Raw genomic sequence first — 11,142 nt, 5'->3', positions numbered from 1 at the left:
TTGCGACCCTGTGGCTGGCGTAGGAGGAATGAACCATTTTCTGCTCCCGGAGGCACCGGACGGAGCGATTGGTGACCGGCGCTACGGCGTGCAGGCCATGGAGTTGCTGATCAATGGCTTGCTGAAACACGGCGCGCGACGTGACCGCGTTCAGGCCAAGGTCTTTGGCGGCGCACGCATGACGGTGGGCGTGACGGACATTGGCAGTAAGAATGGTGTCTTCGCTCGGAGATTTCTGGCTGATGAAGGCATTCCCGTGATCGGGGTTAGCCTAGGTGGCGAGGCAGCGCGACGTATTCAGTTCTGGCCAGTGTCTGGTCGCGCCCGTCAACATGTCGTGGATCGCACGGCCATCAAGGCTCCCGAGCGTTCCCAGCCGGCACCTGTGTCGGCCGATGCCGGCGAACTGGAACTGTTCTGATGGCCGCCTCCGCGGAGATGTCCCGCCTGCTGACCGCCATGCGGGATGAGCTTGGAGACTGGGCGTCAGCGTCGGATAGACTTGAACACGTCATCGGCGATGTACTTGTAGGCCGGAGCCTGACCGAGGCCGAAATTGAGGCTGTGCAGGCTCTGGATGGTTTGAGCCAACATCTCCGTCAGTTGTCTCAGCTTTGCGGCGACATCAGCGGAGTTTCGGCTGATCATCGGGAAGCCGCTGATCATATTCGAGCGGCGGTAGCGAGGCTCAATCTGGGAGGCCTGGGCCGGCGGCTGGCTGGTCTGCCGGTCGTTGCGACTATTGGCTCCGGTGATGCGGAGCTGTGGTGATGGAGGCGGAAGCGAACCTGGACGGCAACGCCAAGCTCGACTTTCGGGAGGCTCGAATTTTATGCGCAGACGCCAGCTCTCAGGGACTCGATATTCTGGGTCAGATGCTGATCGGCTTTGGTATTCAGCAAATCACTCGCGTTCAGACAGGTGACGAGTTCAAGAAATGTCTGGCGCGGACCAAGTTCGACCTGATCCTTCTGGAAGGAGGTCTGAATGGTAACGGCTACGAACTCGTCAACTGGCTTCGGCGCAGCAATCTTGAGCCCAACCGCTATGCACCCATCATTGTGTTGTCGGGCCACACCCCCCGTGCCCAGGTCGAGCAAGCCCGTGATTGCGGAGCCAGCTTTGTGGTCGTGAAACCGATCAGTGCGACCACTCTTTTGGCGCGTGTTATTTGGGTTGGTAAGAACTCAAGGCTATTTGTCGAAGCCGACGCCTATGTGGGACCGGACAGGCGCTTCAAGAATGAGGGCGTGCCGGCAGGGCAGATCGGGCGACGGCGCAGTGATCTGTCGGGCGAAGTTGGGGAAGCGGTTGATCCGAACATGTCTCAGTCCGAAATCGACAGCCTCCTGAAACCGCAGAAGATGGCCCTATGACATCGGTTATAATTCGGCGGGTAACCACCAGTCTTGAAAAGATGGTGCGTGCCCATGACGGTGTCCGTGTCAGCGACGCCTTGGCCGCAGCCGAGGCCAATCTGGCCTCAATCGAGGGTATCTGCCTCGAAGAGCTAGACCTTCGTCTGCTGCCATTGGCTGAGTTCGCACGTGATTACCCGGTCGTCCGTCCGCCAGACCCCGTGCTCCAACAGGTTGGACGGAATGCCAGCGCCGCTCTGACGGCCTGTAGTGGCCTCAACAAACCGCTACTGGGCCGCACCCTTCTAATGCTGTGTGCGATGACTGATGCCTTGTCCCATACGCGTTACTGGCCGGATGGAGCCCTCAATCCAGCCATTGCCATGATTGGGCTTTTGCGGTCCGACCAAGTACCCGATTCGCTCGCTGAAGACTTGATTACAGAACTACAGCGATGCCTGGTTCAGTTTGTCGGACATGCTGATGCTGCGCTTGAGCAAACGAGGCCGTAAGTGTCACGCACACACGGAAGTTGACGCCCGCTCTCTCGCTATGGTTTAACTTGCCTAGCCCTAAAGGTTGGCAAGCGGCGGAGCGCGGCTATCGCCATACGCGGAGTAATCCCACCCGTCGATCGCGATCGTTGTCCTCTTGAACGTCACGAGGCCGAACTCGAAGCTATGCGTGCCATCTATGGATTGGCGATGCATATCAATGAAAGCGTGGTCAATGCTATGGGTCAAAAGCTCGATCAGTTTGACATCTATGCCATCAGCGCTCTGGCCCGTAGAGGAGCACTGAGCCAGGGTGATCTTGCTCAGGCCATTGGCAAGTCGTCGGTGTTTGTCACCCGACTGGTTGATGACCTCGAAAAGGCTGGACTGGCAGAGCGAGGCGCGCACCGCTTTGACCGGAGGGTCAATGTTGTCCAGCTAACGCTTGCAGGCCGGGAGGCCTACGACCGGATGAAGGCCCGCGCTGACGAACTGGCAGAAGACCTCTTTCGCGACATGGCAGATGATCGTTTGGAGCTGTTGCTCGAGAACCTGCGCCGAATGAGCGCGAGAACAGGCTTTTCCGTGAGCAACGGCCTGCAGGACAAGCAAGTGCCACAAGCTCACTGATGCAAAGAACTACTTCGTCAGTACGCCGAGGCTCCATCGCCCTTGTGGCTGCCAAAAGGCGCTGTGGACGCCCGCAATAAGTCAGGTTCAGACCTTCAGCACCTTTACCCATTGCCTACTGGACCATTGAACAGCCGTGCTACGCATCGGTGGAAAACAAAAGCAAAAAGGCAAACACTGATCCGTGTTCGGATGATCAGCAAGCCGAAAATGCCCTGAGGCTTGGAGCGGGCGGCGGGAATCGAACCCGCACGAAAAGCTTGGGAAGCTAGGCTTATCCAAACGCCTCCAATGCGTTAGCTGCAAAACCGTGGAGAAACCGCATCAACGATTTCAATCCGTTAGGCGGGCAGCCCAAAACCAATTCTGGATCCGTGGGGCAGCTCGATGAGCCGTTCCTTGGACGTCCAAAACTTCGTTGCGGACAAGCTTAAATGGCAGCTGCAGCTGATCATCGACGTCGATCTGACGGCTAATGCGCGGCTGGTCGGATGTCTGATCGCGCACGATCTAAATGTGGAGCGGGGAGCCGCCTGGCGATCACAAGACAACATGGCTTTGGCCCTGGGTGTCCATAAGACGACAGTGAGAAGGGGCGTGGCCGAGTTGGCTAAAGCTGGATACTTGGTGATTCAAAAAGCCAGGAGACGAGGCCAGTCCCTCAAATATCAGGCGCTCATTCGCGATGACGCCAACGCTTCCCAGAGCATTGATCGGGCGATTGAAGCCCGCCGCAAGATGACTCTGAAAACCGAGCCAAAGGATGCGCCAGAGCTCCATTGTGACGCCGCAATAGCAGCACTACCGCTCCGAAACGAGGTTCCAAACGTAGCGCCAGTGCTCCAGCAGGTGACTCCTGGTGCTACCCTAACCCTAGAAGAACCCTTTACTCCCCCCTCCCCCCCAATGCGCCGCGAGAAGGAGCGAGGCATCCGACCCATCAGAGTACGCGCTCGGACGTTGAAGGAGGCTGGCATTGTCCACGCCAAGCTTCCATTCCAAGACCGTGATGTTCGCGAGGCCGCGAGGCAGAGGCTTGGCGACGAGGGAGTTAGGAGCTGGCTAGACCCAAACGCTTGGGACGCCCATGCTCGAGCTATCGTCTGCCCGCTAAATTTCACTGCTGATCGACTGACCCGCGATCTGCGCGGGGACCTTAAGGCGCTGGGAGTTACAGTCGTCTGCGATAAACGCAGGTTCGCTGAGCTCGCGCGGCTAAGCCATACTACGGAGGGTTTGATGGAAGGTGCAGCGCGATTTTGACGCGCTTAGCTGGCATTCAAAGTTAGGGCGTCCAAACGACAATATCACGTTTAGACGCCTTCCGATCGTCTATCGGTGAAGCTGAGGTTCATGGGCTTCTTATCGCCAAGGATACGAACTCTCGTTCTAGGCTGCATCAGCTAGTAATTGACGCCAGAAGGACACGTCCTTTTTCGCCAGAAACCTGCCATCCGTGGCTGAGGTCCAAAAAGCGCCACGACCGGACATTGGGCCATTCCCCAAAAGGAGACGTCTGAAATTTCGACATTAACCTGACGGCTAACCCATCGTCGGGATGACGAAGCTGCTATCCGCATGCTCCAGATCGCTGTCGGGCCAGCGGGCCGTGACCGTCTTGACCTTCGTCCAGAACTTCACGCCTTCCATGCCGTGCTGGTTGGTGTCGCCGAAGGCCGAGCGCTTCCAGCCGCCGAAGGTGTGATAGGCTACCGGCACCGGAATCGGGACGTTGATCCCGACCATGCCGACATTGACCCGGGCGGCGAAGTCGCGGGCCGCGCGGCCGTTCTGGGTGAAGATGGCGACGCCGTTTCCGTACTGGTGCTTCGACGGCAACGACAGGGCCTCCTCGAAGCTGGCGGCGCGGACGATCTGCAGCACGGGGCCGAAGATCTCTTCCTTGTAGCTCTCCATCTCGGGCGTGACGTGGTCGAACAGCGACGGGCCTATGAAGTAGCCCTTCTCGTGGCCCTGCAGGGTAAAGCCGCGGCCATCGACAACCAATTCGGCACCGTCCTTGACGCCCTGGTCGATCCAGCCCTCGACGCGGGCCTTGTGCTGGGCCGTGACGACCGGGCCGTAGTGGGCGCCCGCGTCGGTCGAGACGCCGACCCGCATCGACGGGATCTCGGCCACCATCCGCTCGCGCAGTTCGTCGGCCGTCTTCTTTCCGACGGGAACGACGACCGGCAACGCCATGCAGCGTTCGCCGGCCGAGCCATAGGCGGCACCCGACAGATCCTTGATCACCTGGTCCATGTCGGCGTCGGGCAGGACGATGCCGTGGTTCTTGGCCCCGCCCATGGCCTGGACCCGCTTATGGTTGGCGGCACCGGTCTGATAGACATAGTGGGCGATGTCGGACGAGCCGACGAAGCTGATGGCGTGGATCAGCGGATGGGTCAGGATGGCATCCACCGCCGCCTTGTCGCCGTGCACGACGTTCAGCACGCCCGCGGGAGCCCCCGCCTCCATCATCAGTTCGGCCAGACGCACCGGCACCGACGGATCGCGCTCGCTTGGCTTCAGGATGAAGGTGTTGCCGACGGCGATGGCCACGCCGAACATCCACATCGGGATCATGGCCGGAAAGTTGAACGGGGTGATGCCCGAGACCACGCCCAGCGGCTGGCGCATCGAATAGACGTCGATGCCAGGACCGGCACCCCAGGTGTATTCGCCCTTCAGCGCATGCGGAATGCCGCACGCGAACTCGATGACTTCCAGCCCACGCTGGATGTCGCCCTTGGAGTCGGCGACGACCTTGCCGTGCTCGGACGACAGCAGTTCGGCCAGCTCGGTCATATTGCCTTCGACCAGCCGCTTGAACTCGAACATCACCCGCGCGCGGCGCTGAGGATTGGTCGAGGACCATCCTTCGAAGGCGGCCTGCGCCGACTGCACCGCGCGGTCCATCTCGGTCTCGGTCGCCAGCTGGACGCGGGCCTGCACCTTGCCGGTGTTGGGGTTCATGACGTCGCCGAACCGGCCCGAGCCGCCCGTGAAGGACGTGCCGTCGATGAAGTGATGAATGTCGCGCATGCTGATCCTCGGATGACGCGGCTGGGCACGGGCGATCACGCCAGTGGGCTCTTGCCAGTCCTAGCCATGCGCACGCCTGTTATCAACACCATCGTTGACGCATGGGCCCAGCCATGGCAACTTTTCAGTAGGGAGAGCGGCATGGTTGAAGACGTTCACATCGACATCCTCGTGATCGGAGCAGGCCTGGCCGGCCTGCGGGCGCTCCACACCTTCCGTTCGCAGGGGTTCACGGTCCAGGTGCTCGAGGCATCGGACGAGATAGGCGGCGTCTGGAACTTCAACCGCTATCCCGGCGCGCGCTGCGACGTCGAAAGCTTCGACTACTCTTACCGATTCTCCGAAGAGCTCGAACAGGAATGGCGCTGGAGCGAGCGATACGCGAAGCAGCCGGAAATCCTGCGTTACATAAACCATGTCGCCGACCGGTTCGATCTGCGCCGCGACGTCAGCCTGAACACACGCGTTCGCCGTGCCGAGCTCGACGAGCCTACGGGCCGCTGGCGGATCGAGGCGGAGGACGGCCGCATGTGGTCCGCCCAACGATTCGTCATGGCCGTAGGCCAGCTGTCGATGCCGAAGGCAACAACCTATCAGGGACAGGACAGCTTCGCCGGCCAAGTGCTGTACAGCGCGCGCTGGCCGCGCGAGTCGGTCGCGTTGCAAGGCAAGCGCGTAGCGATCATCGGCACCGGTTCGTCAGGGGTACAGATGACGCCGATCATCGCGGCCCAGGCCGAGCATCTGACGGTGTTCCAGAGGACCGCGAACTATTCCATTCCCGCCGCCAATGCGCCCGTTTCGGACGAGGAGGATGCGGCGGTGAAGGCGAACTACCGGGCCCGTCGCGAGGCGGCACGAAACTCGCCCAGCGGCCTCGGTTTTGCGCCAGATCCCCGGTCCGCCGCCGAAGTCGATCCGGACGAGCGCGAACGCGCCTTCGAAGCGGCCTGGAACCGCCTGGGGTTTGGCTTCGCCCTGACGTTCAAGGACATCCTGCTGAACCAGACCGCCAACGACATCGCCTCGGCGTTCGTGCAGAGAAAAATCGGCGAGCAGATCGAGGATCCGGCGCTGCGCGCCAAGCTGGTGCCCCAGGGCTTTCCGTTCGGAACGCGACGTCCCTCGGTCGACGGAGGGTACTTTGCCACCTTCAACCGACCCAATGTGTCCCTCGTCGACATCAGCGAGACGCCGATCGAGCGCTTTACCCCGACAGGCCTTCGAACCACCGCAGAGGACCTCCCGTTCGACGTCGTCATCTACGCGACCGGCTTCGATGTCTTCACCGGCTCGATCCTGAAGATCGACATCGTGGGCCGTGGCGGCCAGACCCTCAAGGACGCCTGGGCCGGCGGTCCGGCCAGCTATCTGGGCATCGGCGTCCACGGCTTTCCCAACCTGTTCTTCGTTGGCGGACCCGGCAGCCCGTCCCTGCTGAGCAATGTCATCCTGTCCAGCGAGGAACAGATCGACTGGCTGGCGGCCATGTTCGACACGGCGCGACAGCGGGGCGTATCGGAGATCGAGGCGACACAGGCGGCCCAGGCGGACTGGGTGGACCACGTCAATGCCCGTGCCAACGAAACCCTCTACATGAAGACGCCGTCCTACTACATCGGGGCGGAGATGCCGGGAAAACCTCGGGTCTTCATGCCCTATTCCGGAGGCGTCCGCGGCTATCGCCGCATCCTCGAAAAGGCCGCGGCCAAAGGCTATGACGGGTTCGACCTGCGGGGCGGCGAGGCGATGCGTGCCGCCTCCTGACGGGTCGCTGGATCCCGAGCTCGCCACGTGGCTCGAGGATCCACGCGTGGCGCTGCGGGTGCCCACGGATCTTTCGGCCTTTCGGGCGGGAGCCAACGGCTATCTCGCTCGGGCGCCCAGACCGGACATCCACGCCGTTGAGGACCTGGAGATGACCGGGCCGGGCGGCCCCCTAGCTCTGCGTGTCTATCGGCCCGCAGCCGGACCGGATCGGGCGATCGTGGTCTTTCTGCATGGAGGAGCCTTCGTCTTCGGCGACCTAGACACCCACGACGCCCTGTGCCGACGCCTGGCCCTGAGTAGCAGCCTCACTGTCGTGGCGGTTGATTACCGCCTTGCCCCCGAGCATTCCTATCCCGCCGGACTTGATGACGCGATTGCGACCGTCCGGTGGGTCCGATATCGATTCCCCGGGGTCGCCGTCGGGCTGGCGGGCGACAGCGCCGGGGCCTGGCTGGCGGTAGCCGCCGCTCTTGAACTTGGAGCTGTGCAACAACCTGTTGATGCCATTGGCCTCCTCTATCCGGCGGTCGACGCGGCTTGCGCCAGCGCGTCCCAGATGGCCTTTGGTCGAGACCACATGCTGACGCGAGACTTCATGTTGTGGGCCTGGAACATGTTTGCGAGCGAAGGCATGCCCGATCTGACAAAGGGCGATCTGTCCAGTCTTCCCCCAGGCGTGGTGGTCACCGCCGGGTTTGACCCGCTTCGGGACGAAGGCAAGGCCCTGCTCGACCGGGCCGAGGCGGCGGGCGTCCAGATCAGAGGCCACCACTATCCCGACATGATCCATGGGTTCGCCGGATTGCCCCAGGGCAGCAAACGCAGTGACGAGGCGCTCGATCGTCTGGCGGAGGGGCTGATCGCCAACCTAACCTGAATGCCCTCAGAGGCTGCTGAAGTCGGCGGGCCGCCGGGCGTTGAAGGCGGCGATCCCCTCCTGCCCCTCAGACTGGGCGATGGCTTCGGCGATGCCTCGGGCTTCGCGTTCCAGTTGTGTCTCGAGCCCGTTCGACGAAGATTGATGCAGGAGAGCCCGTGTGCGCGCAAAGGCGCGGCGCGGCCCCTCGGCAAGGGTCTTTGCGAGGGTGAAGGCTTCATGATGCAACGACTCGTCGTCGGTCACCCGGGTGATCAGACCGATCCGCTCGGCTTCCTGGGCATCAATGCGCTCGCCCGTCAGTGCCAGTCGCTGGGCCTGGCGGTGTCCGACCAGGCGCGGCAGCAGCCAGGTCGCGCCGCCATCAGGCGTCAGGCCGATCGCGCCATAGGCCATGGCGAACTTTGCCGACCTCGCTGCTAGGGCAACGTCGCCGAGAATGGCCAGTCCGAAACCGGCCCCGGCCGCCGCGCCGTTGATCGCCGTTACCAGAGGCTTTTCCATGCGGGTCAGCCGGGCGATTGCTACGTGCAAGGACGCCGTCAGATGCTCCACCAAGGCAGACGCTCCCGCGCCGGCCGCGGCGAAGGCCTTTACGTCGCCCCCAACGCAGAATGCCCGTCCACGGCCCGTCAGGAGCACCGCTCGCACCGCGTCTTCGGCGGCAATGCGAAGCGTGGCCCTGAGAAGGCTGTCCGCCATCTCCTGATCGATGGCGTTGCCGGTGTCGGGGCGCGACAAAGTCAGAACAGCGACGCGATCGCGGACCTCGATCTGAACAGCTTCGGTCATCGCTTCAGAACCACGGAGCCCCCGTTGGCCCCCAGGCCCAGAACGGCCGACATCGCTATGCGAGCATCCTCGACTTGGCGCTCGCCAGCGCGGCCCTGCAGTTGCCATGCAAGTTCGCAAACCTGCATCAAGGCTTGGGCCGTCGTGGCCTCGCCGAACGACAGGAAGCCACCGCTGGGATTGACGGGCAGGCGCCCTCCCAGCGTCATTTCCCCGGCCAGCAGCATTCGATCGGCCTGCCCCGACTCGAAGAAGCCGAACATCTCGGGCCAGGCCAGGATGTGCCAGGCGGTGTTGTCGGCGATCTCCACCAAATCGATGTCCTCGGCTCCGATGCCGGCCAGGGCCCAGGCCTTCTGGACCGCCGAGACGACTTCGCTGGTGTGTGAAATGCTGGGACGCGGCGTCGATCCAACGGTCGGGATGCGCGCGGCAGGGTCGCCGAACTGGCCGGTGGCAATGGCGCTGGCGGCGACCTCGATCATCGGACCACCCGCCCGGCGCGCCTGCTCCTCAGATCCCAGGATGACAGCGGCGGCCCCGTCGCTGACCGCGCAGATCTCGAGCAGGTGCAACGGATCGCTGACCATTGGAGAGGCCAGAACCTCGTCCAACGTCGAGGGTGTACGGAAGCGGGCGTAAGGGTTCAGCGCCCCGTGACGACGCATCATGATCGAGGCGGCGGCGAAGGTTTCGGCCGTCGTGCCGTGATCGTGCATCCGGCGCCGGGCTTCCATAGCCCAATAGGCCGGATTGGTGGCTCCCATGGTCTTCCAACGCAGGAAGTCATGATCTGCCGGATCGTCCGTAGAGCCGGGCGGGCGCGGGATGAACCCCCTTGGCATCCGTTCCGCCCCCATGGCCGCCACAGTATCGTACTGGCCGCTGGCGATCAGTATATGGGCAGTGTGGAAGGCGACGGCACCGGCCGCACAGGCTCCGCCAACGTTGATACAGGCCAGGCCGTGTTCCGAAACGGCCTGCACCAGTTCGTTCGCGTGCAGGCCCCAACCCATCCCGCCTTCAAAGCGCGAACTGGCAGCGACCAGGCCCTGCAGGTCGCGCCACTCCAGCGACGCCTCGCCCAGCGCGGCCCTCATGGCATGGATGGCAAGCTCGACTTGTGTCGTTTCCGGCCATTTGCCCCAGGGATGAGCCCCGACGCCCAGTACGTAGACCGGCCTCATGCGCCTGCTCCATCGTCAGGGACGAAGCTATGGGTCACGACGGCGTCCTCCGCCTTGTCGTTCAAAACCAGAGTGGAAAGGCGAAGCGGCATGCCGATCCGAATATCGCCTGTCGGCGCATCGACAATCCCCATGATCCGCAGACCGTCCTCGACGTCCACGAGCCCCAAGGCATAGGGCTGCCATGGCTCGAGCGCGAACAGGGCTGGCGGCCGGTAACGCTGGATCGTAAAGCTGTAGAGGGTGCCGCGTCCGGTGATACGGGCCAGAAGGACATGCTTGTCGTCACACTCCGGGTTCCGGCAGCTCACGACCCGGGGATAGTAGAGCGATCCGCAATCCCCGCAGCGGGTACCCAGCAAGGCCGGCGCTGCCTCGCCCAGTGCGAGCGCCTCGGCGACGACGGCGGTGATGGCACTGTCCTTCATCAATGCCCCCTCAAAGCGAGAGGATGTCCCTGGTTTCGCGGAAATAGGGGAGACCGCTGCTCACGTCGGTGACCTCAACCGTATGACGCACGTAGCGGCGGCCGCGTTTCTCGAACTTTTCGGTTGCCCGGGTCGTGATCCTTACCGTCGCTCCGACGGGGATCGGCTCGAGGATTTCGGAGTCATGATAGGTGTGGATCGACCCGATCGAGAACGGCCGCGTCGCATCGAACTGCACCGACAGCACGAAATGCGAGACCAGCAGCGGCGGCACGATCGCCCCGCCGAAGGGCGATTCCCCCTCGATGCTCCAGCTGTTCATCCGCCAGCCTTCGTACCAGGGATTGAAGTCCTCAACCCCGTCCGCATACAGGATCACCAGTTCGGCGCTCAGATGCAGGTCGCGCGAAAGCTCGTCACCGATCGCCACGACATCCCAATAGGGTTTGGATTCGGAGGCCAGGCCATCGATGAACGCGCGGGTCTGGCGGGCCTGAAGCGGGCTCATGGGTTTCAAGGCATCTGTGCCGGGCAGGGATTGGGTCATCTCTGGATTCCTGA

At 62.7% G+C, this 11,142-nt stretch carries 13 protein-coding genes; 8 read left to right on the top strand and 5 right to left on the bottom strand.

Annotated elements, in window-relative coordinates; genetic code table 11:
- Positions 1–28 precede the first annotated feature (28 nt).
- The 6 genes from AC4PRM_RS15225 to AC4PRM_RS15200 all read left to right on the top strand — a co-directional run bounded on the left by AC4PRM_RS15225 (position 29) and on the right by AC4PRM_RS15200 (position 3,745).
- Positions 29–421 carry a chemotaxis protein CheD gene (locus tag AC4PRM_RS15225; protein WP_373258865.1) on the top strand — a complete coding sequence of 131 codons (393 nt, stop codon included), beginning with the start codon at positions 29–31 and terminating at the stop codon, positions 419–421.
- The gene (locus AC4PRM_RS15220) at positions 421–771 is read left to right on the top strand and encodes a DUF8776 family protein (protein WP_373258866.1); all 351 of its coding nucleotides are present in this window, start codon (positions 421–423) and stop codon (positions 769–771) included. Before AC4PRM_RS15225 ends, AC4PRM_RS15220 begins: the two co-directional genes overlap by 1 nt.
- Positions 771–1,376 (top strand): response regulator, encoded by a 606-nt coding sequence (locus AC4PRM_RS15215; RefSeq protein ID WP_373258868.1) that lies wholly within the window; start codon positions 771–773, stop codon positions 1,374–1,376. The genes AC4PRM_RS15220 and AC4PRM_RS15215 overlap by 1 nt, the downstream gene beginning before the upstream one ends.
- Positions 1,373–1,870, top strand: a complete 498-nt coding sequence (locus tag AC4PRM_RS15210; protein WP_492040505.1) for a hypothetical protein — start codon at positions 1,373–1,375, stop codon at positions 1,868–1,870. Before AC4PRM_RS15215 ends, AC4PRM_RS15210 begins: the two co-directional genes overlap by 4 nt.
- Positions 1,871–2,038: 168 nt before the next feature.
- A complete protein-coding gene (locus tag AC4PRM_RS15205; protein ID WP_492040504.1) occupies positions 2,039–2,482 on the top strand; it encodes a MarR family winged helix-turn-helix transcriptional regulator in 444 nt (147 codons plus the stop codon).
- A 387-nt stretch (positions 2,483–2,869) separates the two neighbouring features.
- On the top strand, positions 2,870–3,745 hold the full coding sequence (locus AC4PRM_RS15200) for a helix-turn-helix domain-containing protein (RefSeq protein WP_492040503.1): 876 nt from the start codon (positions 2,870–2,872) through the stop codon (positions 3,743–3,745).
- Positions 3,746–4,024: 279 nt separating this feature from the next.
- Here AC4PRM_RS15200 and AC4PRM_RS15195 read toward each other — a convergent pair whose 3' ends face one another.
- Positions 4,025–5,527 (bottom strand): CoA-acylating methylmalonate-semialdehyde dehydrogenase, encoded by a 1,503-nt coding sequence (locus AC4PRM_RS15195; protein ID WP_492040502.1) that lies wholly within the window; start codon positions 5,525–5,527, stop codon positions 4,025–4,027.
- A gap of 141 nt (positions 5,528–5,668) precedes the next feature.
- On the opposite strand from AC4PRM_RS15195, the gene AC4PRM_RS15190 reads away from it, so the two are divergent.
- Both AC4PRM_RS15190 and AC4PRM_RS15185 read left to right on the top strand, forming a co-directional pair.
- The gene (locus AC4PRM_RS15190) at positions 5,669–7,294 is read left to right on the top strand and encodes a flavin-containing monooxygenase (protein WP_492040501.1); all 1,626 of its coding nucleotides are present in this window, start codon (positions 5,669–5,671) and stop codon (positions 7,292–7,294) included.
- A 46-nt stretch (positions 7,295–7,340) separates the two neighbouring features.
- Positions 7,341–8,174 (top strand): alpha/beta hydrolase, encoded by an 834-nt coding sequence (locus tag AC4PRM_RS15185; RefSeq protein ID WP_492040500.1) that lies wholly within the window; start codon positions 7,341–7,343, stop codon positions 8,172–8,174.
- A 6-nt stretch (positions 8,175–8,180) separates the two neighbouring features.
- On the opposite strand, the gene AC4PRM_RS15180 is transcribed toward AC4PRM_RS15185, so the two are convergent.
- From AC4PRM_RS15180 to AC4PRM_RS15165, 4 genes are read right to left on the bottom strand one after another with little or no spacing between them, the layout of a single operon-like run.
- Entirely contained in the window at positions 8,181–8,966 is a 786-nt protein-coding gene (locus AC4PRM_RS15180; RefSeq protein WP_492040499.1) for an enoyl-CoA hydratase/isomerase family protein, read from the bottom strand.
- Positions 8,963–10,153: a lipid-transfer protein gene (locus tag AC4PRM_RS15175; RefSeq protein WP_492040498.1), complete on the bottom strand. Its 1,191-nt coding sequence runs from the start codon at positions 10,151–10,153 to the stop codon at positions 8,963–8,965. Before AC4PRM_RS15175 ends, AC4PRM_RS15180 begins: the two co-directional genes overlap by 4 nt.
- Positions 10,150–10,581: a Zn-ribbon domain-containing OB-fold protein gene (locus AC4PRM_RS15170; RefSeq protein WP_492040497.1), complete on the bottom strand. Its 432-nt coding sequence runs from the start codon at positions 10,579–10,581 to the stop codon at positions 10,150–10,152. The genes AC4PRM_RS15175 and AC4PRM_RS15170 overlap by 4 nt, the downstream gene beginning before the upstream one ends.
- Positions 10,582–10,591: 10 nt before the next feature.
- The gene (locus AC4PRM_RS15165) at positions 10,592–11,128 is read right to left on the bottom strand and encodes a MaoC family dehydratase (protein WP_492040496.1); all 537 of its coding nucleotides are present in this window, start codon (positions 11,126–11,128) and stop codon (positions 10,592–10,594) included.
- Between the last annotated feature and the right edge of the window lie 14 nt (positions 11,129–11,142).

Source organism: Brevundimonas sp. DW-iso22 (assembly GCF_058725425.1).
Note: the sequence above shows the minus strand (reverse complement) of the source record. Positions and strands in the feature narration are given on the sequence as shown.